Here is a 23,759-nt window from a genome sequence, read left to right on the forward strand (position 1 = left end):
CTGTACTTGGTGCACATCAGCGGCGGGACAACGGCGGTCGCGACAGCTGGGTTGGCTGTGATGCGTAATGGCTGCACTACTACAGCAAATCGCCCCCAGTCGTGTCGGCTGGGGCGATTTCGTGATTTCAAGCAGGCTGCGCAGTTTGGCACGGAAGGTCACCAACCTGGCGGCGAATGGTCTTGTGCACACTCCTAGCAACCTGGTTACGTCAGCGTCCTGGTGTCTTCCAGGCCTCGGATCGAAGGGAATAACACAGGCGGGGTACCGGACTCGGACTCGGCCCGTGTCCGCGCCCACTACGACCGGCTGCACCATGAGCTGACGCTCACGCCGTGCTCGCCCAAGTGCCCGGTGTGGCTGCGCTATGGCATCGTCCCGCGTGGCGTCTCGGACAAGACCGTGCCCGGCCACGCCGAACTCCTGGAACGGGCTCGGCGCAACAGCGTCCGATCGGAGCAGTTGGTGTATGAGCCAGCGCATCGACGGGGGAGGTGTAGTCGATGATGTCGGGGTGCAGGCCGATCTGGATCGCGGTCACGGACATGGGAATGCTCCCATTGACAGGGTTGGGGCTCAACTCTTTTGGGTCCAGAAGGCTAGGGTGTCGCGCCAGCCGTGGTCGGCGGCGGTGCGTCCGGCCCAGGCGATGTAGCCGTCGGGACGCACCAGCAGGGCGGGGCCGGTGTCGGTACGTTCGGCTTGGATGAGATTCGTTGCGACGGGGGCGGTGCCGCGTTCCCGGATGAGGACGAAGCCGGGTGTGCGCTGTAGCACGGTGAGCCGGTCTCCCCGCAGGGGAGTCTCCGTGGCGCGGGTTCCGACCAACGGAGACTGGCCGCGGCCGGACGGGTAGCGCAGGGTAACTCCGGCGAAGCTGCCCGCGATCGCATCCGAGATCGGGCCGAAGCCGAGCACTTTCGGGGCGATACGGTCCCGCATCCAGCGCGCGACGCGCGGTTTCACCGTGACCGCGCGCATCATCGCGCCGCTCTGCCGCAGGACACGGCGGCCGATAGGGTGGCGTTCGGCGTGGTAGGTGTCGAGCACCGCGTCGTTCGCGCCGCCGAGGACGGCGTCCAGTTTCCAAGCGAGATTGGCGGCATCCTGGATGCCGGTGTTCATGCCCTGCCCGCCCATCGGGGAGTGCACGTGTGCGGCGTCGCCCGCGAAAAACACACGTCCGGAACGGTATTCGTGGATCTGGCGCTCATCGCAGTGGAAGCGGGAACGCCAGCTGATCTCGGCCACGCCGACATCACGTCCCATCGCCCGCGTGAGCACGTCCTCCACCTCGCGCTCGTCCACGGGCGCGGAGTCCGGCAGCTGGTTGCGGCGATCCCAGGTCATCGACCGGTACCAGCGGGAGCCGGAACCGTCGCCGTAGGGGACGAGGAATCCGAAGCAGTCGTGCGTGTCGCCGAGCGTCAAAGCCACACCGGCTGGTCCATTGGTGAGCAGCACATCGGCCAGCACCACCGAGGACAACACCGACTTGCCCGCGAATTCCACCCCGAGCAGAGTTCGGATGGTGCTGTGGGCACCGTCGGCGGCCACCAGATACGGTGCGCGCCAACGGGTTGTCTCGGTGGCCGCCGGTGCGTCCTTGTGCTGGGTCGTCGCCGTGACACCGTCGCGATCCGGCACCAGGCCGACGACCTCGACACCGCGGTGGATATCCGCTCCCTGTGCTTCGGCATAGCGGGCCAGGGCCCGGTCGACATTGGTCTGCGGCGTGATCAGCGCGCAGCGGTAACGCGAGGGCAGATGAGTCAGATCGACCTTCGCGCCCGCGAACAGGTTCACCGCCGGTGTGGTGCTGCCCTGCGCGAGTAGATCCTCGGCCAGACCGCGGGCGTCGAGGACCTCCAGGGTGCGAGCCATGGTCGCGAATGCCCGGCTGGCCGGGTTGATCTGCGGCCATCGCTCCAGCACGGTCACCGACCGTCCGGCGCGAGCGAGATCACCGGCGGCCGTCATGCCGGTGGGGCCACCACCCACCACGATGACATCGGCAGAGTTCACAGGCGTGTCCACGACTGCTCCTCGACCGCGGCGATTCCGGGGCAGGCCATCGGAATGTCTTCGGCGTCAGCCGCCGAACCGAGCATTCGATACGCCACACCGAGCAATCGTGCCCGATGCCGCACGAACATTTCGACCGCCCATGCCGCCATATCGCAAGCATGACAGGGACACAGCCAGACATACGCCGGCTTTACGCACCTCACCGCCGATCTCGACCCCGAGACCATCGAGGCCACCGTGCACGCCTACCAGCACAGCAGCATGCAGAAGGGTGTGCACGCACTTTTGCCGGGGTCGCCCGCTTTTGCAGGTAGCAGGAATATCGGTCCGGGGGAGAGAATAGAAGCCTGATGTTATGTGCACCATCAATATTGGGGGTATGTCCCTGACATGCGCCGTGTCCGTTCAGCGGGGTGCCCGAAGCGGGCAGTGCCGTTGTGAATGAACTCTCTGCGCCCTTTGTTTGGAATACGGCAGCCTCCCGGAAACGCTGCCTCGATATTCGATTCGTGACCAGGGGACTCGATGAAACCCACAGTAATGACCAGGCCGGAATCTGTGGGCGAGCCGACCCCCGGCCGCCGCCGCCACGTAGTGGAGTATCCATGACCGATACCACTGCTTCGGTGGCCGAAACGCCGAGCCAGGCTGCGCCGCATCTCTGGGGCTTCGGCATCGACGTGGGCGGTAGCGGCGTGAAGGGCGGCGTCGTCGATCTCGGCACCGGGCGACTGATCGGCGACCGCTTCAAACTCCCGACCCCGCAGCCGGCTACTCCGGAGGCTCTCGCCGAGGCGATCCGCGAGGTGGTGAAGCACTTCCAGTGGGACGCGCCGCTTGGTGTCACCTATCCGGGCGTGGTCAGTGGCGGCGTAGTCCGCACCGCCGCGCACCTCGACCAGTCTTGGATCGGAGTGAACGCCCAAGAGGTGATCAGCGCCGAACTCGGCGGACAGCCGGTGACCTTGCTCAATGACGCCGACGCGGCGGGATTGGCCGAAGTCCAGTTCGATGCCGGCAAGGACAAGGACGGCGTCATTGTGCTGCTGACGTTCGGCACCGGCATCGGTTCGGCGGTGATCCATGACGGGGTGTTGTTGCCCAACACTGAATTCGGTCACATCGAGGTCGGCGGAATGGAGGCCGAGTGCCGTGGCGCCGTGTCGGTCAAGGAAAGGCACGCCTGGAGCTACAAGCGGTGGGCCCCGGAGGTGACGAAGGTGCTGGTCGCCATCGAAAACGCGATCTCGCCCGACCTGTTCATCGCTGGTGGCGGGGTCAGCCGCAAGGGCGACAAATGGATTCCGTTGCTGAAGAACCGCACGCCTGTGGTGGCCGCCGCGTTGCAGAACACTGCGGGGATCGTAGGGGCAGCAGTGGCTGCGCGTGCCGATCCAACGCACGCAACCAGCCCGCTCGGCGGCAGCGGTCGTCTTCGCTGGGTTTGACGGCCTCGACGCCCCCAACTGCAGGGAATTCGTCTCCTGCACCCGCTGCGGTGGGCGGCCAGCCAGGTTCGGACCGATTCATCTCGGTGAGGTTCACTTGCTGCTGGCCTGGTCGCGGTTCCGCAGACTTGGGCTATGACCGAACCCGTTGGCGAACCGAGGAGGTCGACACCGTTCGGCGCGGAGCGCGATCCCGCGCGACTTGTCCTGTTCAGCGACGCCGTCATCGCCATCGCCGTCACTTTGCTCGTTCTGGAGATCCGTGTACCGCCCGGGGCTCAGGACCTGCTGCACGGTCTCATCACCCTCTGGCAGTCCTACCTGGCCTATGTCGTCACGTTCATGTTGATCGGACAGATATGGGTCAATCATCACGTGATGTTCGATCAGATCCGTCGTGTCGATCGGGTGGTGCTGTTCCTGAACACCGTGCTTCTGATGGACATTGCGTTCTTGCCGTTTGCCGCTGCCGTTTGGCCCACGCCTTCGATGAAGGGCACGGGCAGCGCACTGCCGTCGTGTTCCACGGCCTTGCGTTCGAGCTGGCAGCCGTTCTGTTCAATGCGATCTGGGAGTACGCGCGTCGAGACCACCGGCTGCTGGTCGCAACCATCGATACTGCTGGAGCGCGGGCGATCGGCTGGCGATTTCGTCTCGCCCTGGCCTGGATCGGCAGCGGAGCCCTGCTGGGTGTCCTGCTTCCTGTTCTCGGCCTCGCCGTAATCGCCGCCTTCATTTGCTTCTACTGGCTGCCGATCCCGGGCGAGAGTGACAAGGCGAAACAACGGCGATGACCGTGGCGGTCAGGAGCAACCGGGTCATGGTCGGTGCCCGGAGGGTTACGAGTCGGTCGGGCGGTCACAGATCCAGCACGATGTCGCTGTCCGGGCGGGCACAGCAGATCAGTATCTGACCGTTGTCGGGGGCTTCCAGCGGGTCCGGTAGGTAGCTGGTGGCTCCGGCCAGGAGCGGGGTGATGCAGGTGTGGCATACGCCGGTGCGGCATGACCACCGGGTGGGCACATCACAGGCCTCGGCGAGTTCGAGCAGTGATCGCTTTTCGAACTGCCAGCGCGTGGACAGGCCACTGCGGGCGAATGTGACCGAGGGCCCGGTGCCTGGCGTACCTGGTGGTTGATGGGGTGGGGTGCTCGACACGGTGGTCACCCCCGGGTTGATCGGTGTCCGTGTCCCGAATAGTTCGGTGTGGATGCGTGTGATCCCCAGTTTGGTTAGCGCTTCGCCGATATCGGCCATGAAGCGTTGCGGCCCGCATATGTAAGCCGTGGCGGCCGAGGGCAGATCGAGGGTGGCGAGCGTTTCGGCGGTCAATCGGTGGGGCGGAATCCCAGCGGCCGGAGCAGTGTGGAATACGTGCTCGTGGGTGGTGGGTAGTGATCGCAGCAACTGGTGTGCCTCATCGGCGAACGCCTGCTGGTCGCTGTTGCGCGCGGTATGCAGCCACCACACGTCACGGTTGCTGTGGTGGGCGGCGAGTTGGTGCAGCATCGCGAGTACCGGCGTGACTCCGATGCCTGCGGATACCAGCAGCACGGGTTCGGTGCCCGCCGTGAGCACGAAGTCACCGCGAGGGGCAGCGACCTGAATGATGGTGCCGGTGTGCAGTCGAGTGTGCACGTAAGTGCTGACCAGTCCCTCACGTTTGACACTGATGCGGTAGGTGCCGCTGCCGGGTGCGGAAGACAACGAGTAGCTGCGGACGGGCGCGGGGTCGCCCGCACCGGGGAAGCGGAGTGTGAGGTACTGGCCGGGCAGCGCGCTGGACAGGCCGGCTCCGTCGGCTGCCGCGAGGTACACCGAAGTTATGGTCGAGCTTTCGCGGACGACATCGACAACCTTCATCGCACGGAAGCCGTTCCAGCTCGGTTCGACACCGATGGTCGGCGCGGCGGGGCGCTCGCTGGTCAGTAACTCCCGGAACGATCGCCGCCAGCCCGGGCTGAGCGCCGGAATATCGAGTGCCGTCTCCAGGTCGTTCGGATCGCGGTCGGGAAGATAAAGCAGTGCATCGATCGCGGCGACACTCATCTGGTGCGCGCCACGGCGGGTGCGGGTGATCTGGTCGCCGGCCTGAACCCGCCCCTCGGTGATTACTCGGAAATAGAAGCCCGGCCGGTGGTGGGCGACCAGCAGTGCTGCCAATGTCGGTATGCCGAGCCGCATTCCGACGCGAAAGCAGGTGACCCGGGGTTGGGTCACTTCGAACTCGGCCTCTCCGATCCGGTACCGGTCGCCAATGCACACATCCTGGTCGCTGAGCCCTGCCACGGTGAAGTTTTCGCCGAACTGGCCGAACTCGTACCCGGTGTGCCCGAAGTAGTGCTGCCAATACCGGATCGAGTCGATTTGGTACACGAGCACAGCGCGCTGTTCGCCACCGTGGCCGTTGAGGTCGCCCTGGCCATCACCATCGATATTCAGTTTGCGCACCATCACCGAACCACCGACCGGTGATTTGAATATTCCGGTGTGGACCGTTCGTCCTTGCCAGGCAACATCTTTGGGCATACCGACGTTGACCGAGAGCAAAGAAGCCATGGGTTTCGTCTCCGCGGTTGTTGCTGTATTCAAGCTACTCCGGCGGACCGTCATGTCCGAGGCTGTCGCGAATGCTCGGCGTCGACGACAATCGGCCGGATTACGCTGGTAGCCGTACCGGCGGGGCCTGGACGGTGCGACGAGTCGAGCGGGTCGCTCGCGGACCTCACTACGACCATCAGGGCGTCGGAAACGGTTGAGCGACCGACTGCTCGGCCCCATCGGAAGTACTTCGAGCGCGTCCGAGTGGAGGGAGCTGGGTTATGGGACTGTCATGGCAGCAGGGACCATTTTCACCGAGATCGGTCGGCCGGTTCCTGACCGAGCAGCCGCTACCCGAGCGGCTGCTGTTTGCAGAGCCACTGCGTCGCCGCATGCGTGTGCGGTTCGGTGACGAGTGGATCGCCGAAAGTGACGATGTGGTCCTGCTGCACGAGCCGGGTCACTATCCGGTGGCCTACTTCCCGCTCGATGGCGTCGAAGATGGTGTCTTGCGGCAGACGGATCGCCGAACACAGCACCACGATCTCGGCACGACGGCCTGGTTCACCGTGACGGCGGGAGACCGCAGCGCCGAGCGGGCCGCCTGGCAGCACATCGAGTTGCCCGACTACGCGAGCGAGTTGCGCGATCGCGTGGCCTTCGCTTGGCGTGCAATGGACGCCTTTTACGAAGAGGACGAGCGGATCGTCGGCCATGCCGCCGACCCATATCACCGTAACGACATCCGCGCCACAGCACGACATCTGGTCGTCCGCGACGGGCACCGCACCATCGCCGACACCAGCCGACCAGTGGTGCTGTACGAGTCGGGATTCGCGCCCCGCTGGTATGTGCCGAGAAAGGACGTCGACGAAACGGAACTGACACCCGTGGATGGTCAAACCTTCTGCCCTTACAAGGGCCTGGCCAGCTACTACGACATCGGCGAGCACCGACGCGCCGCATGGTCGTACCTGGATGCATGGCCGGAGGTAGGTCGCGTACGCGGGTTGGTGTCGTTCGAGCCCGACAAGATCGAGGTCTACCTCGACGGCAATCGGCTCCAACTCGAACCTGGCCAAGCGGTCGTCGCGCACGGCATCGACCGCGGTCTGGAACCCGACGAGATTCTTGCGCGGCGATAAGCCGTCGACAAACGAACCAGCCGCGCGACCAACGTGGCAGCGTGTCCTTCACGTCCGTTTCAGCGGCGCGTCGCGGTGCTGGTGCAATGCGTCGGGCCCCATGGAAACGGGCAGCTGTGGTCTGCTTCCGCGCCGAACCCTCTGGGCCCGAACGGCGCTCGACGCAACAGCATCTGATCGGAACGGTTGGTGTGAAGCGGAGTGTGCAGTGCCAACGAGAAAAGCCCCTCCCGTTCAGCATCGCTGCTGTTGGAAGGGGCTTTTCGTGGTGCGCCATCAGGGACTCGAACCCCGAACCCGCTGATTAAGAGTCAGCTGCTCTGCCAATTGAGCTAATGGCGCGTGTCACTCCCAGGGGGCTTGGGCTTTCGCTTGGGCCGCTCTGCGGTGCGAGAAGAACATTAACAGGGTGGAGTGCGGAAAGTGAAATCGGGTGTCTGAGCTGCGGGTTTGTGAGGGGTTGGGGAGTTGTTAACGCGGCGGGGGCGATTACGGATGTTTCGGACGAAGCCCCTGTGGGCGGGACGCTTGGTTGGAAGCCGGGGTGGTTGTGACTGCCAGGGCGGGGTCTCGGTCGGACGGGGTGGATCGAACAGGCGTGGTCGGGGCCGGGAGTTGTGCGGTGGCCGGTTGTGCACCGAGATGTGAAGCGGGGTTGTGATGAGTGACGGTCGGGGGCGGCGACGGCTGCTGGGTGCCGGGGCGGTGGTGTCCGTGCTGGCGTTGGCGCTGGTCGGGTGCTCGTCGGGGGATAAGGGTCAATCCTCGACGGTGGCAATCGATTCCAATCCCATCGGCGAGCTCATGAAGCCGAAGCTGATCTCACCGGTGAAGGACGGCGACAGGGGGGTGTCGCCGGGGGAGCTGACGTTGAAGGTGGAGGATGGCCGGCTCACGACCGTGGCACTGACCAATCCGGACGGCAAACCGGTGCCGGGTGAGCTGGCGGCGGACGGCCGTTCGTGGCGGCTGACCGAGCAGTTGGCGTTCGGGCGCACCTACAAGTTGAGCGTCGACGCGATCGGCCTTGGCGGCACTACCAATTCGACTATGAGTTTCACCACTATCTCGCCCAATAACCGCACCCACCCGTACCTGTTGCCGGCGGAGGACGATGTGGTCGGTATCGGCCAGCCGGTGGCCGTGCAGTTCGACGAGAACATTCCGGATCGCAGGGCCGCCCAGGCGGCGATCAAGATCACTACCACGCCCGCGGTGGAGGGTGCTTTCTACTGGGTCAACAATCGCGAGGTGCGCTGGCGGCCGCAGAACTTCTGGGCCCCGGGCACCAAGGTCGACATCGCGGTGAACGCGTACGGCCGGGATCTCGGCAACGGCCTGGTCGGCGACAGTGACATCCACTCCAGCTTCACCGTCGGCGACGCCACCGTCTTCACCGCCGACGACGACACCAAGATGGTGACCGTCCAGCGCAACGGCGAGGTGATCAAGACCATGCCGACCTCGATGGGCAAGAACTCCACACCCACCGACAACGGCGTCTACATCGTCGGCGACAAGTTCGACAAGATCATCATGGATTCCTCCACCTACGGCGTCCCGGTGAACTCACCGGCCGGCTACCGCACCCCCATCGACTGGGCGACGCGGATCTCCTACTCCGGCATCTTCTTCCACTCGGCCCCGTGGTCGGTGGGCGCACAGGGCTCGGTCAACACCAGCCACGGCTGCCTGAATCTGAGCCCGGCCGACGCCAAGTGGGTGTACGACAACGTCAAGCGCGGCGACATCACCATCGTCAAGAACACCGTCGGCGGCACGCTGTCCGGTCTGGACGGGCTGGGCGACTGGAACATCCCGTGGGAACAGTGGAAGGCCGGCAACGCCGACGACAACCGCTGATCGCGGGCGCGCCGAAGGGGCATCAGCGGGTTCGCTGATGCCCCTTCGGACGCGCTCGATCTCGGAGTGGGAGGTCAGCCGATGGTGCCCGGCCCGATGCCGCCGCCGCCATTGAGGTTTCCGCAGCCCAGTCCTGCGAAGCCGGAGAGCGCCGCGGCACTGCCGGCGACGGTGCAGCCACCGTTCTTCGCGGAACCCGTGGTCGCCGAACCGGTCGCCCCGCCGAGCTTGAAGCCGGAGGAGCCGGTGACCCACGAGGACATCACGTCGCTGGGGTCCGGGCCGGGGTCGTCGCTCGGGTCGGTGGGCTTGGTCGTCGTGGGGGTCGGCGTGGTCGCAGTCGGGGTCGGGGTGGTGGTCGACGGCGTCTGAGTCGTCTGGGCGGCGTCGGTGAGGACGATGTCCGCCGATGCGACGGGTGCGGCGGCGATAACAGCCGCAACGGCTAGCAAAGTGGTTACGGCACAACGATTCACGTGCGAATATCCTTCGGATCGAGCATGGATCGGGGCCCCGACTCCCCGGTGTCCAGAGCAGTCTACGAAGATCGCGTGACCCGCGCCGCAAAATGCGACACACTGGTGTTTCTGTCACACTCCGAGACGCGCTCGATCAGACTCCGATGCATGCCACGGCCCGCACCGGAGCGCCGTCCGCACCGGGCAGGTTGAGCGGGAACATCGACACCTCGACCCGCTCCCCGGCCTGCTGCGCCGCGAGCACCTCGCCCAACCCGGTCAGATTCTCGGCGATGACCGCGTGCGCCCCGCACAGAATCCGGTGCACCGGGATGTCCTCGGTGGGCGTCGGGTCGACACTGAGCGCGTCGATCCCGACCGTCCGTACGCCCGCCGCGATCAGATACTCGGCCGCCTCCACGGTGAGATGCGGATGGTTCAGGTACGTGTGGGTGCCCCAGTGCCGCGACCACCCGGTGGCGATGAGCACGATCTGCCCCGCCGCCACCCGGTCCGCGAAGTACTCGCGCCCGATCACCCCGCCCGCCCCGGCCGCCCGCGCGTCGATGACCACGCCCGGACCGGTGAACCGGTCCAGTGGCAGCTCGTCCAGCGCCGGCAGCGAGTCGTCGATATGCCGCGGCGCGTCCACGTGCGTGCCGGTCTGCGACCCGAGATCGAGGTGCAGCACGTTCACCCCGTCGACGGCCACCGTGAGCGCGGGCCGGATGGTGACCTCCGGATCGCCGGGATACACCTGCATACCGGACCGAACCGGTACCGAAAGATCGATGATGCGCACTTTCCGCCTGCCTCCCTGTGGATTTCACGCGATGATGACAGTCAGCAAGATCGAATACAGTCGCCGATGAGGAATTCGAGAATCGCTATGTCTGCCATACATATTGCCGTGTTGAACCGCAGTACCGTACTGACCGACGCGCAGGTTTCTGCCGTGGTCCCAGCATTGCAGACGCAGGTGCACCGGGATTGGGCCCCGGTGTGGGGGAGTGACGCCGACCTGAGTTTCGTGGCGACCGGCGCGCAGCCTCCTGCCGGCGCCTGGTGGCTGGTGGTCTCCGACGACTCCGATCAGGCCGGGGCGCTCGGCTATCACGACCTCACGAATGAGGGTCTGCCGATGGGAAAGGTGTTCGCGCGCAGCGACATCGACGCCGGCCTGCAGTGGACGGTCACGGCCAGCCACGAGCTGCTGGAGATGCTCGGTGACCCTGATATCAACCTGGCCGCCTACGTGTTCTCCACCGCCACCGCCGGACGCATCTACGCCTACGAGGTCGCCGACGCCTGTGAGGCGGACCAGTACGGGTACGCGATCAATGGAATCCAGGTGTCGGACTTCGTCTTTCCCGCCTGGTTCGAGAACTTCCGCAAGGCGGGCAGCACCCGGTTCGACTACGGCAATCACATCAACGCGCCGTTCCAGCTGCTGCCCGGCGGATACATCGGCGTGTTCGACATCAACGGCGGGAGCGGTTGGCACCAGCTGACCGCGGAGAGCAAGCCCGCGCAGTACACCATGCGGGCCCGGGTCGGCAGCCGCCGGGAGCGCCGCCGCACGCCCCGCGACCAGTGGCTGCTCAGCGAAGTGCGGTGAGATCCGCCAGTTTCCGGCGGCCCGGCCGCGGCAGGGAGCTGTCGCGACCGGTCAGTGAGCCCGGGCGTCGAGCAGCCAGCAGGCGGCGGTGAAGCGGGCCTCGTCGCCGTGCACGAAGGGTTCGAAGGCCGCCCGCACGGTCTCGATGACCCGCTGCCGGGTGGTCTCGTCCACCTCGAGCAGCGCCAGGCCGACCGGTGACCGCGGTGCGCGATGGCCTGCGACAGGCCGCCGCCTGTCCGGCCCCGAGTCACGCGGAATGCCCGACCTTCCGGCATCTGCCGGGCGAGGTCATGGCGGGCCGGATCGCCACCATCGACGCGCTGACCCCGTGACAACCGCTGTGCCGCACCGCATCTGAGCGATCCCACTGGATGGCGGAGCGTCATTCCGTCTTGTAGCCCGGATGTACGCCCGGGGTCAGTCCATGATCGGCGGCCAGGCGAACCAGCAGCCCGGACAGCTGTGCTTGTTCCTCCGGCGTCAGCGACCGGCACATGTGCTCCTCGGCCTCGCGGGCGACCGCGCCCAGTTCGACGAGGGTGGTCCGTCCCTTCGCGGTGAGGAACAGCGAATGCTGCCGCCGATCGTCGGGATTGCGTTTGCGCTCGATGATTCCGCGTTCCTCGAGCTTGTCGGCGAATTGGACGAACCGGCTGGGCGGCATGCCCAGTTCGTCGGCGAGCTCCCGCTGGTTGCGGCCCGGCTGGACGATGAGCATGCGGAGCAGTCCGGCCTGCGCGGGCGTCAGGTCCAGGGTGGCCGTGCGCTCGGCGAATCGATTGGCCGCGTAGGCGCCGATCTGGGCCAGCAGGAACCCGACGGCCGTCACGCCGCGCTGCGGCGCGACCTCGTCTTTCGCATCCATGGCGCAATAGTAGCAGCGGCAAAATAATAGACAGTTGACAATCATTACAGTCTGTAATCATTATTTGGTCAGCACGGTTCGCCCAGAGATTGAGGATCACCGCTGATGAGCACCGCCATCGCTCGCACCAACCCCGCCGTTCTCGTCCCCGTCGCCGCGTTCGCGGCGCTCACCATCGCCTACGTCGCCACCAATGCCCGCACCCCGCACCCGGACGCGAGCGGTGCGGACGTGCTGGCCTACACCACCGCGCATGCCGGGCTCATCAATGCCGGAGCGCTGCTGCTGGTGCTGTCCGCCGCGCCGCTGGCCATTGCCGCCGGGCTCATCCAACGGGTGCTGCGCGGTCCGTCCATCGCCACCATCGGCGGTGCGCTCGCCGCCGGCGGGCTCACCTTCAGCGCCCTGTTCTCCTGGGCCGGCGGGCGGCTGAACGATGCCGCCGCACCGGAATTGGCACGCGCGATCGCCGATCTGGGCTTCCTGTCCGGCGGCCCGGCGTACGCGGCCGGCTTCGGGCTGCTGGCCGTCGGCATCGCGATTCCGGCGCTGCTGGAACGGACGCTGCCGACCTGGCTGATCTGGTGCGGACTGGCCGTCGCCGCCGCGGCCGCGCTGTCCACGCTCGCACTGATCGTCTCCGCGTTCACCTTCCTGCTGCCGGTCGTCCGCTTCGGCGGTCTGCTCTGGCTGATCGCCGTGGCGGTCGTGCTGTCCCGGCGCTGAACCGCCCGCCGCTCTGCCGATTCACCTGCCGCTCAACCCGATTCACCGAGTAGCGCGCCGATCGAGCGGCGGTGGCCCACCCCGGGTCACCGCCGCTCAATGTTTCCGGCGGCCGGTAACTTTCGGCGGGCATGTCCCGTCATATGGGTATGAGCACCGAAGACCGGCCGGACGACGCGTTCACCGGAGCCTGGCGGCGGCATCGCGCGTACGTGGTGGATCTGGCCTTCCGGCTGCTGGGCGATATCGGCGCGGCCGAGGACGCCGCGCAGGAGGCCTTCACCCGGCTGGCCCGCATGCGACCCGGTGAGGTGAGCGACGAGCGCGCCTGGCTGACCGTCGTCACCAGCCGCCTGTGCCTCGACGAATTGCGCAGTGCGCGAGCGCGTCGCGAGCAGGCCGGTGATCCGGGACAGCTGGAGGCCGAGACGCCGGTCGCGCATTCCGTGCCTCTGGATCCGGTCGATCGCATCACACTCGACGAGGAGGTGCAGCTGGCGCTGTACCGCATGCTGCAACGCCTAGCACCCGCCGAGCGGGTGGTGCTGATCCTGCACGATGTGTTCGCGGTGCCGTTCGAACTGGTCGCCGACACCGTCGGCCGCCCCGTCGGCACCTGCCGGCAGCTGGCGCGGCGCGCACGGATCAAGATGTCGGAGGCGCAGCGGCCCGACGGCCCGGTGGCGCCGGCCGAGCATCGCGCAGTGACGGAGCGGTTCATCGCCGCCTGTGCCGGTGGGGATCTGGACGAACTGCTGGCGGTACTGGATCCGGAGGTGTGGGGCATTGCGTCGTTCCGGCCGGACTCGCCGATCGTGGCGCGGCCGAGCCAGGGGCCGGAGATGGTGGCCGCCAATATGATCGCGTTCTGGGGGCCGGGGATCACGCTGGTCACGCACTCGGCTTTCGGACGTCCCGCCCTGCTCGCCTATCGGGATCGGGAGCTGTTCGGTGTGCTGGTGCTGACCATCGCGGGCGATCGGATCGTGAGCGTCGAGGCGACGGTGGACGTGTGAGGTAACTTTCCCGGCGTCCGTCCCGTCTTGAATGCATGACTCACAACAGGATTCGTGCCCGGCATGGAAAATTCGCGGTAGCGGCGCTGCTCGGGATGATGCTGTCCTGGAGCGCGCCGGCCGCCCACGCGGATCGGGCGGACGGCGCGGACCGGTATCTCGGCGTCTGGAACTACGATCAGCCCGACCGCGCGAATGCCACCGATATCGCTACGGTCGGCCAGTACGGCATCAACCCGCTGACCTTTCCTCAGGTCGGGACCGTGGAGTTCGCCCGGGGCACGGACGGCGACATCACCGGCCACACCGATCAGGGCTGTACCTGGCATTTCCGGGTGAACGGTGACGCCCTGGATCTGGCCGGCGCCGATCAGTACTGCTTCAACAACGTGATCGGCTCCGGCTACAACATCTACTACTGGCACGTCACCATCCGCGATGGCCACGAGCAGGAGGTGGTCCGCGCCAACAGCTATCTCCCGTACGGCACTTTCGATTTCGAGCTCGCCAACGGCAAGCGGACCCGCGCCGACGCCGCCGACCCGGGCGACGCGGCCCGCTTGTTCACCGGCTCCTGGGCGTACGACCCCACGAATCCCGCTTACCTGAATAACCTCACCTCGCCGGGGTACAAGCCCAAAACCGGTGTGGTGCACATCGATTCGAGCGACGGACAGCTGATCGCCCATACCGGAGACGGCTGTTCCTGGACCCTGGACGGCCATGGCAATACCGCCGAACTCGCACCCGCGGATCAGACCTGCCGAACGCCCGGCGGCACCGTCGTCATGTCGTTCTGGTCGATGGCCAGCGACGGCACCCACCTGATCTCCGTCATGAACAGCACCGACCCGGAGAACGGCGAGTACTTCGTCGGCAGCGGCAGCTCGACGCGACAGCCCTGACCCGCCCGACTCCGTCCGGCCCGCGGGCTAGCGGACGGCGGCGACGGCTTCCTTGGCGAGGGAGGCGACCAGCGGATTGTCCACTGCGGCAGCCTGATCCGGCTTGGTGGTCAGCACCAGGATCACCAGTGGCGCGGCGCCGCCCGCGGGCCAGGTGACTGCGATGTCGTTGGCGGTGCCGTAGTCGCCGCTGCCGGTCTTGTCGGCGGTCTTCCAGTCTGCCGGGAGCGCGGCGCGAATGCGGGCATCGCCGGTGGTGTTGGCGAGCAGCCACGCGGTCAGCTGTGTCCGTTCGGGTTCGGCCAGGGCGTCGCCGAGTACCAGTTTGCGGTAGTCGTCGGCCAGGGCGGCCGGGGTGCTGGTGTCGCGTTCGTCGCCGGGGATATTGGTGTTGAGCTCGGTTTCCCAGCGATCCATGCGGGTGGTCTGGTCGCCGATCGAGCGCAGGAAGGCGGTGACGGCAGGCGGCCCGCCGAGCAGCTCGAGGATCTGATTGCCCGCAGTGTTGTCACTGTGGGTGATGGCGGCGTGGCAGAGTTCGGCCACGGTCATGCCGGTATCGACGCGGGTGCTGGTGATCGGCGAGTTCGCCACCAGCTTGTCGGGGGTGAAATGGATGACCTGGTCGAAGAATCCGCTGCTGAGCGGATGCGCGTGCAGCAATGCGCCGCAGGCCAGCGGTTTGAAGGTGGAGTCGAAGGCGAACCGTTCGTCCTGCCGATAGCCGATGGTCTTGCCGGTGCCGGTATCGATGGCGACCACGCCCGCCCGGGCCCCGTGCTGCTGTTCGAGCGCGCGCAGCGCCGCGGTGTCGGTGACCGCGCCGGCGGTGGTGGTCGGTCCGCTCACCGCCGCTCCGGTTTTCGAGTCGCTGCCGCAGCCGCCGGCCAGCGGGGCCAGGAGCAGGAGCGAAACCAGTGCACCGTATTTCAGGGTCGACAAAACAAGCCTCTCAATCATTTTCGAGTGCTGAAGGGGTATTCGGCTCGCGCCGTGTGAAATTGGAAATGAAGGAAATCAGTGCGGGGCGCGCAGCATGCGGCCCGCGGCCTGCACGGCCGGCTCGGAACTGCCCGCATCGCTGATGAAGACGGCGAAAGCCAGATCGCCGTCGATGCCGACGAACCAGCCGTGCGCGTGCTTGTCGTCGATGTACTCGGCGGTGCCGGTCTTGCCGAGCAGACCGGGAATATCACGCAGTTCCGTGGCGGTGCCGCCCGTAATCGTTTCCCGCATCATGGATTTCACCTGATCGGCGATCCCCGGCGGCAGCGCGGGCGACTGCCTGTCGGGCTTACCGGGCCGGCCCTGGACGACGGTCGGCGGTCGGACCGTGCCCTGCGCCAGCGCGCCGGCCAGCAGCGCCATGCCGAACGGCGAGGCGGTCACCTTGCCCTGCCCGATGCCCTCCTCCACGCGCAGCGCGGGCGTGTCGGCGATGGGCACCTTGCCGGTGACGGTGGTCAGTCCGGGCGTCACATAGTCGATGCCGAGCCCGAGCTGGGCGGCGGCATTGGCCAGCCCGTCCGGTGCGAGCTGGACCGCCAGCCGGCCCATGGTGGTGTTGCAGGACTTGGCGAAGGCGGTGTGCAGCGGCACCTGGCCGAGGTCGAAGTTGTTGTCATTGGGGATCTCCCGGCCCTCGATGTTCTCCTTGCCGGGGCAGGCGACCATGGAGTCGGGAGTGACCTGGCCGGCCTGCAGCGCGGCGGAGACGGTGACCGTCTTGAAGGTCGAGCCCGGCGGGTACAGCCCGGTCAGCCCGATCGGGCCCTGCGCGTCACCGGCCGCGTTCTGTGCCATGGCCAGCACGTTTCCGGTCGACGGTTGCACCGCGACAATGGCCGCCGGTGTGGTGATCGGGGCCAGTGCGGCCTCGGCGGCCCGCTGCAAACCGATATCGAGGGTGGTGTGAATATCGGTGACCGGCTTGGGATCCGGGCCGCCCACTCGCTGCGTGCCGTCGCTGCCCTGGGCGCGCACGGCCCAGCCGGCGGCGGCGTCGGCCTGCTGCTGCCACAGGTCGGAGAGTCCCGAGAAGGTCGGGGAGGACAGGGCCTTGTCGACGGACAGCAGCCGGGTCTGCTGGGCGGTGGTCACATTCGCGAGGTTCGTGAGGGCGGCTTGGACGGTGGCGTAATCGGATTCGCGCAGGGTGACCGCCGTGATCGGTTTGCCCTGGGCCGCGGCCAGATCCGATTGCAGGCTGGCGACCGTGACATCCGGTGCGACCGGTTGCAGGGCCGCCGCGACGGCCGCCGGGTCGGCTCCGGGCGCGACGTTGACCAGCGTCACCACCTGCTGGGTGAGCAGATCACCGCCGGCGCTGTCGAGGACCTTGGCGGGGTCGGGGTAGACGAGGCTGTAGGACAGCGGGCCGACATCGAGGCCGGGCGCGACGGTCGCGGGATCCCAGTGGATTTTCCAGTCGCCGCCGGACTGCGTGGCCCGGCCCGAGGTGATGTACGTCCACTCGTTCTTGCCGTCCTTGCCCAGCTTCCAGGTAGCGGCCAGCGTGAAGGTGCCGCCCTCGTCGGTCTTCTCGACCTTGCTCGCCGCGAAATGCACCTGCTCGCCCAGGCTCTCGTAGAGCGGGCCGAGCGTGGCGGAGGCCTTGGCCGGGTCGCTGGTGGCGTTGGCGGCCGCCGGTACGTCGTCGCGGTTCAGGGCGTCCGCGAAGCCGTCGACCGTCTTGGACAGCCCGGACGTGGCATCCGATCCGGAGCATGCCGTCGCCGTGACCAGCATGGCCGCGGCGCAGACACCGGTGAGGGCCTTCCTGCTGAACTCTGCCATGACAGCCACCCCAACATGGATCACCGGTGGCTGTCCAAGACCAACACGGATGAGAACCGATATAGCAATCGATATCGTCGCAGCGTGCGGGGTGTCGAACGGCTGCGTCACGGGCGGTTGACGGACCGATCGGGGCACCGGGAATGCTGGGGGAGTGGACGAGATCTTCCGGACGGCCGGTGTCGAGGGCCGGGTGCATGCCCGCTGTTTCGACTGTGACGGCGAATTCGGCTGGGCCGCCGACGAACCGGTGGTGTTGTCCTCGGTGGTGAAGGTGCCGCTGGTGCTGGAGTTCGCGCGGCAGGTGGCGGCGGGGCAGCTCGATCCGGCCGATCGGGTGCGGGCCACGGCGGCGGACCGGCTGGGCGGGGTCGGCACCGCGGGCTGTCACGACGATGTCGAATTCAGCCTGCGCGACGCCGCCTACTTCGCGCTCACCGTGAGCGACAATACCGCCGCCGACCTGCTGTTCGATCGGGTCGGCGTGGAGAACGTGCGGTCGCTGGCGCGGGAGCTCGGGCTCACCGGCACCCGGATCATGGGCTCGCTGCGCGACATCCTCTACAGCATGGCCGAGGACATCGGGGCGCGTGACCTGCACGAATTCGCCCGGCGCTACCCGGAATCCAGCGCGGCGGAGGTGTTCGGCTCGCGTGCGGTGGATCCGCTGCGCACCACGGCCGGGACCGCGCGGGATATGACCCGGCTGCTCTGGCTCATCGGCGAGGATCGCGCGGGTTCGCCCGAGGCGTGCCGGTTCGTGCGGGATCTGATGCGGCAGCAGGTGTACGGGCATCGGCTGCCGTCGGCGTTTCCGCCGGGCACCGACATCTGGTCCAAGACCGGGACGCTGCCCGGGATCCGCAATGAGATCGGGGTGGTCGGGTATCCGGATGGAAGCCGGTACGCGATCGCGGTTTTCACCGTGTCACACAGCCTGGCCGGGCGGCAGCCCGCGGTGGATCGGGCGATCGGCGCGGCGGCGCGGCTGGCCGTCGAGCGCATCGATCACGGCCGGCCCGCGACCACGTCCCACGGCCGGCGCTGCGGCGTGTCTTGAATCGGGGCCGGCCGGGACGCGCCGTCACCCTGCACGACCGTGACGATGAGGTCGGCGAGTTCCCGGACCAGCGGGTGCGGGGCGGCGGTCGGCCAGGTCAGGGCGAGCCGCCAGCTCAGGGTGCCCTCGGGCAGCGGCCGCCACACCACGCGTGGCTCCTTCTGCGCCACCAGGCCCTGGTCGAAGGCGACGCCGCGGCCGGAAAGCACCATGCCGAGCACGAATTCGGGATTGCGGGCGTGCTGCACCGAGGTGGGGCGGAAACCGTGCTCCCAGCAGGTGCGCAGGGTGGCGTCGTAGAGGCCGGGCGCGGCGGCGCGCGGGAAGATCACCAGTCCGTGCCCGGCCAGATCAACCAGGGTGAGGGCGGCTCGCGCGGCGAGCGGGGAATCGCGCGGCAGCACCACGCCCAGCGGGGTCTCCACCGCCGGGCCCGATTCCAGGCCGACGACATCCACCGGGTATTGGAGCAGCCCCGCGTCCAGTTGCCGATCGGCCAGTAGCCGCACCTGCTCGGCGGTGGTCAGCTCCTGCAGGTCCACCCGCACCTGGCGGCTCTCGAACGCGGTGAGGATGGCGGCCAGCACGCGGCCCGCCAGTTCGGGCGGCACGCCCACCCGCAGTGCGTCGATCTCACCCCGATGCGCCTTGCCGACCAGGGATTTCGCCCGCTCCCAGCGCGCGATCAGGTCCCGCGCCTCCACCAGCAGGATCTGCCCCGCCTCGGTGAGCTCCACCCGCCGGCTGTCGCGCTCCAGCAGCCGGGCCCCGATATCGCTCTCCAGCTTGCGGATTCGCTGGCTCAGCGCCGGCTGGGCGATCCGCAGCCGCTCGGCCGCCCGGCCGAAGTGCAACTCCTCGGCCACGGCGATGAAGTAGCGCAACTGACGCAGCGGATCCATCCCACCGACGATATCGGTTTCCTTATCGCCGGGTCAGGCCCGGGCGCGCACCTCGAGGATCTGCAGGCACCGCCCGATCGGCCCGCGCTCGTCGTGCAGCACGGTCGAGCACATCCCGACCCCGTCCGGCCCGATCGACGTCTGCACCGCCAGCCCGATCCACTCGCCCTCCGGCAGCCGGAACAGGTCGATCGTCAGGTCGGTGTTCAGGAACGTCCACTGATGCGGATCCAGCTGCGCCCCAATACCATTGGCCACATCCGCCACCGAGAACACCCGCACCAGCGGTGAGATCTCCTCCCCTTCGACCACCTCGACCAGGGGCCGCACCCACACCCGCCGGGTGACGTCGTCACTCTCCACCGCCCGGATGTCCACCGACTTCACGTACCCGACATCCCACCCGTCCGGCACGCCCCACCCGATCTCGGACGCCTCCGGCACCGCCGGCAGCGGCGCGTCGGCCGTATGCACCACCGACGTACTGTCCGACGTGGCAATCCGCCACGCCGAAGCCTTCGCCACCGCGCGCCGGCTCCCATCCGCCTGCGTCGCCACCAACTCCGCCCCCACCAACTCGACCCGCCTCCCCGGCCGCTCCACCCACGCCCGCACCTCGACGTCCCCCACCGGCACCGGCCCCAAAATCTCCATGGTCAACCGGGCCACCCGCGCCCCCGCCCGAGGCGCACACCGCTCGACCGCCCGAGCCAGCAATGCCGAAGGCGGCGCCCCATGCTGCATGGAAGCCGCCCACACACTCACCGTCGACCCAGTAGCCCCAAACCGCTCGAACCCCTCGTCCCCCACCCCCTGTGCGACGTAATAAGCCTTGGTCCCCGCCTCCTCCAACTCCGCCCGCTCCACCGCTGTCACGTCATGCATCTGCGTCACCCAGCCAACGTATCAGCCCACGTCCAACCCACTAGACGCTGTACGACAAACACTTGATTCCGCTGCGCGGTGAACGCAGCGCGGGCGCAATTGGAACGCGAGGGCGGCGGTCGATTCCCGAGGTCGTGGGGGTCAGAGTTTGTAGCCGATGGCGCGGAGGAGGTGGTGGCGGTCGGTGCGGTCGGTCTCGGTTTCGATCCCTAGGGGTGGTGCACCGTCGACGACGCCGATGATGCCGCGGCCGAGGGAGGTTTCGGCTATGAGGACTTCGACGGGGTTGGCGGTGGCGCAGAAGATGGTGCAGAGCTCGGGGATGTGGCGGATCGCGTTGAGGACGTTCACGGGGTAGCCGTCGCGGAGGAAGACGATGAAGGAGTGGCCGGCGGCCAGGGCTGTCGCGTTCTTGGTGGCGAGGTCGACGAGGTCGTCGTCGTTTCCGGACCACCGGATCAGGCGGGGGCCGGAGGCTTCGCAGAAGGCCAGCCCGAAGCGGAGTTGCGGGCCGGTGCCGACGAGGGCTTCGTGCATGTCCTCGACGGTCTTGATGAAGTGGGATTGCCCGATGATGACATTGAGCTCATCGGGATTCTCGATGGGCACCGCTGTCAGTTCCATCGGGCTATCGTCCCTCGTCACGCGGCCGGGGAACAAGATCAGGGAGCTGTCGGGGTGGGAATTCGGGCGAATTCCCACGGTGACAGCTCCCTGAACTTGTTCGGGCTGGGTCAGGGGACCGGGTCGGGTTCGGCGGCGGGGATCGCCTCGGCGGCAGGGATGGATTCGGGGACCTTTTGCTTGCCGAGGATCGAGTGGCGGCGGCTGTAGGTGAAGTAGATGACGACGCCGAGGACCATCCAGATGACGAAGCGGAGCCAGGTTTCGATGGAGAGGTTCAGCATCAGCCAGAGGCACGCCAGGGCGGCGAGAATGGGGATGACTGGGACGAGCGGTACTCGGAAACCGCGCTTCAGGTCGGGGCGGGTGCGGCGGAGGATCGGGACGCCGAGGGAGACGAGGACGAAGGCCACGAGGGTGCCGATATTGACCATTTCCTCGAGGGTGCCGAAGTCGACGAAACCGGCCAGGAGGGCGCAGACGACGCCGACGATGACGGTCAGGCGGACGGGGGTGCCGTGCTTGCCGGTGTGGGCGAGGCTGCGGGGGAGCAGGCCGTCGCGGGCCATGGCGAACAGGACGCGGGTCTGGCCGAGGAACATGACCATGACGACCGTGGAGAGGCCCGCGAGCGCGCCGATGGAGATGATGTTCTTCACCCAGGTCGCACCGTGCAGGGCGAAAGCGGTTGCCAGGGTGGCGTTTCCGCTCGCGAGCTCGGTGTAGGGGACCATGCCGGTGAGGATCAGCGAGACGGCGACGTAGAGCACTGTCACGATGGCCAGCGAGCCGAAGATGCCGCGCGGGACATCACGCTGCGGGTTGCGGGTCTCCTCGGCGGTGGTGGCGACCACGTCGAAGCCGACGAAGGCGAAGAACACCAGCGAGGCCGCGGCCAGCAGGCCGTACCAGCCGAAACTCGTTCCGCCGGAACCGGTCAGGAAGGAGAACAGCGACTGGTGCACGCCACCGGCCTGAGCGGAGGGCTGCGACGGCGGGATGTAGGGGCTGAGGTTGGACGCCTTGAAGTAGGTGGCGCCGACCACCAGCACGAGCGCGATCACGGCAAGCTTGATGGCCACCGCCACGGCCGAGACCCGCGAGGACAGTTTGGTGCCGGTGGCCAGCAGCACGCCGACGATGGCGATGATGACCACCGCGCCCCAGTCGAACGAGACGGATCCGACGTGCGCGACCGGATTCACCAGGCCGCCGAGCACCTCGCCGAGATACTGCGACCACCCCTTGGCGACCACCGAAACGGCAAGGGCGAACTCGAGAATGAGGTCCCACCCGATGATCCAGGCGATGATCTCGCCGAAAGTGGCGTACGCGAACGTGTACGCACTGCCCGCCACCGGCACGGTCGAGGCGAATTCGGCGTAGCACAACGCCGTCAGCCCGCAGGCGATGGCCGCGAACACGAAGGCCAGCGAGACCGAGGGTCCCGCGACCGTGCCCGCGGTCCGGGCGGTGAGCGTGAAAATGCCCGCCCCGATGACCACCGCGACACCGAAGATGGTGAGATCCCTCGCCGTCAGATCCTTGCGTAGCTTGGAATCCGGTTCATCGGTATCCCGGATCGACTGCTCGACCGATTTGGTGCGGAACACTCCGCTCGCGAACGCCACTTGTCGTCTCCTCTCTGAAACTACGGTGCGGCGATCAGAGGGCCCGCGGGATGGCGTCGAGACGCCGCTCCGCGAACCTGTTGGCCGCCGCTCCGGTGCCGATTCCCTCGGCCTTGGATTCCGCGATGATGTCGCGGCAGCGGTCGAAGATGCCCCTCACCGCATCTTCGACCTCGGCCGGCGCTGCCTGGCGCAGCTCACCGGCCACCTGAACGAGCCCACCGCCATTGGCCACGAAATCCGGGACCCAGGTGATGCCTCGCTCGTTCAGGGCGTATTCCACTGCGGGCGTGGCCAACTGGTTGTTGGCGGCGCCGCAGACGAGTTTCGCCTCGATGGCCTCGGCGCTGGACGCGGTGAGCGTGCCGCCGAGGGCGCAGGGGGCGTAGACGTCGACCGGAGCGGTGGATACGTTGCTCAACAGTCGGACCGACGGATTGTCCTTCGAAATGCGTTCCAGCGCCGCCTCGTTCACGTCGGTCGCGCAGACCTCCGCACCGTCGGCGAGCAGCAGCTGGATGAGTTCGCGGCCGACCTTGCCGACACCCTCGACGCCGACGGTGCGACCCGCCAGTGTGGGTGCGCCCCATACGGATTCGGCGCCGGCGCGCATGGCGTTGAACACGCCGAGCGCGGTGAGCCGGGCACTGTCGCCGGAACCGCCCGCCGCGATGCTGCGGCCGGTGACATGGCTGGTGTAGCGGCCGATGGAGTCCAGATCATCGGTGTTGGTGCCCACATCGCCCGCGGTGATGTAGCGCCCGCCGAGGGATTCGACGAACCGCGCGTAGGCCGCGAACAGCTCCTCGCTCTTGTCGAGGGCCGGATCGCCGATGATGACGGCCTTGCCGCCGCCCAGGTTCAGCCCGGCGGCCGCCGCCTTGTAGGTCATGCCCCACGACAGTCGCAGCACATCGTCCAGTGCCGCCGCCTCCGAGGCGTAGGGGTACATCCGGGTGCCGCCGAGCGCCGGGCCCAGCGTGGTCGAGTGAATCGCGATGATCGCCTTGAGTCCGCTCTTGTCGTCCTCGCAGAACACCACCTGCTCGTGGCGCCGGGCGCTCAACTCGTGCGAGCGGCCGAAAACCCCTGCGTCGGTGTGCATTGCGGTCACAATCGATTCCTTTCGTGGACGCCGCTTGTGGCGGCTGGGTGGTGGCCGCGTGGTGGGCGGCCGGGTGTCGTGCCCGGATTCCGGGCACAGGTCACCGCGGTACGGCGGCGGGAACGATGCCGCCGTACCGC

General features: G+C 67.4%; 23 protein-coding genes, 1 tRNA gene and 1 pseudogene. 10 read left to right on the forward strand and 15 right to left on the reverse strand.

Annotation, left to right across the window (positions count from 1 at the left end; all coding sequences use genetic code 11):
- Window positions 1–576: 576 nt before the first annotated feature.
- The gene (locus ACFXKA_RS25455) at window positions 577–2,037 is read right to left on the reverse strand and encodes an FAD-dependent oxidoreductase (protein ID WP_379429177.1); all 1,461 of its coding nucleotides are present in this window, start codon (window positions 2,035–2,037) and stop codon (window positions 577–579) included.
- A gap of 41 nt (window positions 2,038–2,078) precedes the next feature.
- Window positions 2,079–2,177: pseudogene (locus tag ACFXKA_RS25460) on the reverse strand (RNA polymerase subunit sigma-24); the annotation flags it as partial.
- A 456-nt stretch (window positions 2,178–2,633) separates the two neighbouring features.
- Between ACFXKA_RS25460 and ppgK the strand changes: the two are divergent.
- Complete coding sequence (gene ppgK / locus ACFXKA_RS25465; protein WP_379429178.1) at window positions 2,634–3,476, forward strand: polyphosphate--glucose phosphotransferase; 843 nt, start codon at window positions 2,634–2,636, stop codon at window positions 3,474–3,476.
- A 135-nt stretch (window positions 3,477–3,611) separates the two neighbouring features.
- Window positions 3,612–4,199: a TMEM175 family protein gene (locus ACFXKA_RS25470; protein ID WP_379429179.1), complete on the forward strand. Its 588-nt coding sequence runs from the start codon at window positions 3,612–3,614 to the stop codon at window positions 4,197–4,199.
- A 135-nt stretch (window positions 4,200–4,334) separates the two neighbouring features.
- Here ACFXKA_RS25470 and ACFXKA_RS25475 read toward each other — a convergent pair whose 3' ends face one another.
- Window positions 4,335–6,035 (reverse strand): MOSC domain-containing protein, encoded by a 1,701-nt coding sequence (locus ACFXKA_RS25475; protein ID WP_379429180.1) that lies wholly within the window; start codon window positions 6,033–6,035, stop codon window positions 4,335–4,337.
- 263 nt (window positions 6,036–6,298) lie between these two features.
- Between ACFXKA_RS25475 and ACFXKA_RS25480 the strand changes: the two genes are divergently transcribed.
- Window positions 6,299–7,162: a DUF427 domain-containing protein gene (locus tag ACFXKA_RS25480; RefSeq protein ID WP_379429181.1), complete on the forward strand. Its 864-nt coding sequence runs from the start codon at window positions 6,299–6,301 to the stop codon at window positions 7,160–7,162.
- 266 nt (window positions 7,163–7,428) lie between these two features.
- Here ACFXKA_RS25480 and ACFXKA_RS25485 read toward each other — a convergent pair.
- Window positions 7,429–7,504, reverse strand: a tRNA-Lys gene (locus tag ACFXKA_RS25485).
- A gap of 318 nt (window positions 7,505–7,822) precedes the next feature.
- Here ACFXKA_RS25485 and ACFXKA_RS25490 point away from each other — a divergent pair.
- Window positions 7,823–9,025, forward strand: a complete 1,203-nt coding sequence (locus ACFXKA_RS25490) for an Ig-like domain-containing protein (protein ID WP_379429182.1) — start codon at window positions 7,823–7,825, stop codon at window positions 9,023–9,025.
- Between the two features lie 74 nt (window positions 9,026–9,099).
- On the opposite strand, the gene ACFXKA_RS25495 is transcribed toward ACFXKA_RS25490, so the two are convergent.
- Together ACFXKA_RS25495 and ACFXKA_RS25500 are read right to left on the reverse strand one after the other, a co-directional pair.
- Entirely contained in the window at window positions 9,100–9,477 is a 378-nt protein-coding gene (locus ACFXKA_RS25495) for a hypothetical protein (RefSeq protein WP_379429183.1), read from the reverse strand.
- A 160-nt stretch (window positions 9,478–9,637) separates the two neighbouring features.
- Window positions 9,638–10,285, reverse strand: a complete 648-nt coding sequence (locus ACFXKA_RS25500) for a cyclase family protein (RefSeq protein ID WP_379429184.1) — start codon at window positions 10,283–10,285, stop codon at window positions 9,638–9,640.
- 108 nt (window positions 10,286–10,393) lie between these two features.
- Here ACFXKA_RS25500 and ACFXKA_RS25505 point away from each other — a divergent pair, with 108 nt between their 5' ends.
- A complete protein-coding gene (locus ACFXKA_RS25505) occupies window positions 10,394–11,101 on the forward strand; it encodes a hypothetical protein (RefSeq protein ID WP_379429185.1) in 708 nt (235 codons plus the stop codon).
- A 51-nt stretch (window positions 11,102–11,152) separates the two neighbouring features.
- Here ACFXKA_RS25505 and ACFXKA_RS25510 read toward each other — a convergent pair whose 3' ends face one another.
- Window positions 11,153–11,275 (reverse strand): hypothetical protein, encoded by a 123-nt coding sequence (locus tag ACFXKA_RS25510; RefSeq protein ID WP_379429186.1) that lies wholly within the window; start codon window positions 11,273–11,275, stop codon window positions 11,153–11,155.
- A gap of 23 nt (window positions 11,276–11,298) precedes the next feature.
- On the opposite strand from ACFXKA_RS25510, the gene ACFXKA_RS25515 reads away from it, so the two are divergent.
- The gene (locus ACFXKA_RS25515; RefSeq protein ID WP_379429187.1) at window positions 11,299–11,436 is read left to right on the forward strand and encodes a hypothetical protein; all 138 of its coding nucleotides are present in this window, start codon (window positions 11,299–11,301) and stop codon (window positions 11,434–11,436) included.
- A gap of 50 nt (window positions 11,437–11,486) precedes the next feature.
- Here ACFXKA_RS25515 and ACFXKA_RS25520 read toward each other — a convergent pair whose 3' ends face one another.
- Window positions 11,487–11,969: a MarR family transcriptional regulator gene (locus tag ACFXKA_RS25520; RefSeq protein ID WP_354834323.1), complete on the reverse strand. Its 483-nt coding sequence runs from the start codon at window positions 11,967–11,969 to the stop codon at window positions 11,487–11,489.
- A 105-nt stretch (window positions 11,970–12,074) separates the two neighbouring features.
- Here ACFXKA_RS25520 and ACFXKA_RS25525 point away from each other — a divergent pair, with 105 nt between their 5' ends.
- The 3 genes from ACFXKA_RS25525 to ACFXKA_RS25535 all read left to right on the forward strand — a co-directional run bounded on the left by ACFXKA_RS25525 (window position 12,075) and on the right by ACFXKA_RS25535 (window position 14,616).
- Window positions 12,075–12,695 (forward strand): DUF4386 domain-containing protein, encoded by a 621-nt coding sequence (locus ACFXKA_RS25525; RefSeq protein ID WP_379429188.1) that lies wholly within the window; start codon window positions 12,075–12,077, stop codon window positions 12,693–12,695.
- Window positions 12,696–12,844: 149 nt separating this feature from the next.
- Window positions 12,845–13,711 carry an RNA polymerase sigma factor SigI gene (gene sigI / locus ACFXKA_RS25530; RefSeq protein WP_379429189.1) on the forward strand — a complete coding sequence of 289 codons (867 nt, stop codon included), beginning with the start codon at window positions 12,845–12,847 and terminating at the stop codon, window positions 13,709–13,711.
- Window positions 13,712–13,746: 35 nt separating this feature from the next.
- Window positions 13,747–14,616 carry a hypothetical protein gene (locus tag ACFXKA_RS25535; RefSeq protein WP_379429190.1) on the forward strand — a complete coding sequence of 290 codons (870 nt, stop codon included), beginning with the start codon at window positions 13,747–13,749 and terminating at the stop codon, window positions 14,614–14,616.
- 27 nt (window positions 14,617–14,643) lie between these two features.
- Here ACFXKA_RS25535 and bla read toward each other — a convergent pair whose 3' ends face one another.
- Window positions 14,644–15,558, reverse strand: coding sequence for a class A beta-lactamase (bla, locus tag ACFXKA_RS25540; protein ID WP_379429191.1), 915 nt, complete (start codon window positions 15,556–15,558; stop codon window positions 14,644–14,646).
- A 75-nt stretch (window positions 15,559–15,633) separates the two neighbouring features.
- A complete protein-coding gene (locus ACFXKA_RS25545; RefSeq protein ID WP_379429192.1) occupies window positions 15,634–17,412 on the reverse strand; it encodes a penicillin-binding transpeptidase domain-containing protein in 1,779 nt (592 codons plus the stop codon).
- A gap of 154 nt (window positions 17,413–17,566) precedes the next feature.
- On the opposite strand from ACFXKA_RS25545, the gene ACFXKA_RS25550 reads away from it, so the two are divergent.
- Window positions 17,567–18,472 carry a serine hydrolase gene (locus tag ACFXKA_RS25550; protein WP_379429193.1) on the forward strand — a complete coding sequence of 302 codons (906 nt, stop codon included), beginning with the start codon at window positions 17,567–17,569 and terminating at the stop codon, window positions 18,470–18,472.
- On the opposite strand, the gene ACFXKA_RS25555 is transcribed toward ACFXKA_RS25550, so the two are convergent.
- The 5 genes from ACFXKA_RS25555 to ACFXKA_RS25575 form a co-directional block, all read right to left on the reverse strand.
- Window positions 18,421–19,374 (reverse strand): LysR family transcriptional regulator, encoded by a 954-nt coding sequence (locus ACFXKA_RS25555; protein WP_379429194.1) that lies wholly within the window; start codon window positions 19,372–19,374, stop codon window positions 18,421–18,423. The two genes, ACFXKA_RS25550 and ACFXKA_RS25555, sit on opposite strands and share 52 nt — an antisense overlap.
- 33 nt (window positions 19,375–19,407) lie before the next feature.
- Entirely contained in the window at window positions 19,408–20,259 is an 852-nt protein-coding gene (locus ACFXKA_RS25560) for a thioesterase family protein (RefSeq protein WP_379429250.1), read from the reverse strand.
- Between the two features lie 141 nt (window positions 20,260–20,400).
- Window positions 20,401–20,883: an adenosine-specific kinase gene (locus tag ACFXKA_RS25565; protein ID WP_354834347.1), complete on the reverse strand. Its 483-nt coding sequence runs from the start codon at window positions 20,881–20,883 to the stop codon at window positions 20,401–20,403.
- A gap of 110 nt (window positions 20,884–20,993) precedes the next feature.
- Window positions 20,994–22,514, reverse strand: a complete 1,521-nt coding sequence (locus tag ACFXKA_RS25570) for an amino acid permease (RefSeq protein WP_379429195.1) — start codon at window positions 22,512–22,514, stop codon at window positions 20,994–20,996.
- A gap of 34 nt (window positions 22,515–22,548) precedes the next feature.
- The gene (locus ACFXKA_RS25575) at window positions 22,549–23,619 is read right to left on the reverse strand and encodes a Glu/Leu/Phe/Val dehydrogenase (protein WP_379429251.1); all 1,071 of its coding nucleotides are present in this window, start codon (window positions 23,617–23,619) and stop codon (window positions 22,549–22,551) included.
- Window positions 23,620–23,759: the final 140 nt, after the last annotated feature.

Source organism: Nocardia sp. NPDC059228 (assembly GCF_042754245.1).
Lineage (GTDB): Bacteria > Actinomycetota > Actinomycetes > Mycobacteriales > Mycobacteriaceae > Nocardia.

What these genes read in the sequence shown, in the direction of transcription:
- ACFXKA_RS25575 (WP_379429251.1), bottom strand. Translation starts at nt 23,619, where the DNA reads ATGCACACCGACGCAGGGGTTTTCGGCCGCTCGCACGAGTTGAGCGCC.
- ACFXKA_RS25475 (WP_379429180.1), bottom strand. Translation starts at nt 6,035, where the DNA reads ATGGCTTCTTTGCTCTCGGTCAACGTCGGTATGCCCAAAGATGTTGCC.
- ACFXKA_RS25490 (WP_379429182.1), top strand. Translation starts at nt 7,823, where the DNA reads ATGAGTGACGGTCGGGGGCGGCGACGGCTGCTGGGTGCCGGGGCGGTG.
- ACFXKA_RS25555 (WP_379429194.1), bottom strand. Translation starts at nt 19,374, where the DNA reads ATGGATCCGCTGCGTCAGTTGCGCTACTTCATCGCCGTGGCCGAGGAG.
- sigI (WP_379429189.1), top strand. Translation starts at nt 12,845, where the DNA reads ATGAGCACCGAAGACCGGCCGGACGACGCGTTCACCGGAGCCTGGCGG.
- ACFXKA_RS25525 (WP_379429188.1), top strand. Translation starts at nt 12,075, where the DNA reads ATGAGCACCGCCATCGCTCGCACCAACCCCGCCGTTCTCGTCCCCGTC.
- ACFXKA_RS25470 (WP_379429179.1), top strand. Translation starts at nt 3,612, where the DNA reads ATGACCGAACCCGTTGGCGAACCGAGGAGGTCGACACCGTTCGGCGCG.
- ACFXKA_RS25545 (WP_379429192.1), bottom strand. Translation starts at nt 17,412, where the DNA reads ATGGCAGAGTTCAGCAGGAAGGCCCTCACCGGTGTCTGCGCCGCGGCC.
- ACFXKA_RS25565 (WP_354834347.1), bottom strand. Translation starts at nt 20,883, where the DNA reads ATGGAACTGACAGCGGTGCCCATCGAGAATCCCGATGAGCTCAATGTC.
- ACFXKA_RS25560 (WP_379429250.1), bottom strand. Translation starts at nt 20,259, where the DNA reads ATGCATGACGTGACAGCGGTGGAGCGGGCGGAGTTGGAGGAGGCGGGG.
- ppgK (WP_379429178.1), top strand. Translation starts at nt 2,634, where the DNA reads ATGACCGATACCACTGCTTCGGTGGCCGAAACGCCGAGCCAGGCTGCG.
- ACFXKA_RS25480 (WP_379429181.1), top strand. Translation starts at nt 6,299, where the DNA reads ATGGGACTGTCATGGCAGCAGGGACCATTTTCACCGAGATCGGTCGGC.
- ACFXKA_RS25520 (WP_354834323.1), bottom strand. Translation starts at nt 11,969, where the DNA reads ATGGATGCGAAAGACGAGGTCGCGCCGCAGCGCGGCGTGACGGCCGTC.
- ACFXKA_RS25535 (WP_379429190.1), top strand. Translation starts at nt 13,747, where the DNA reads ATGACTCACAACAGGATTCGTGCCCGGCATGGAAAATTCGCGGTAGCG.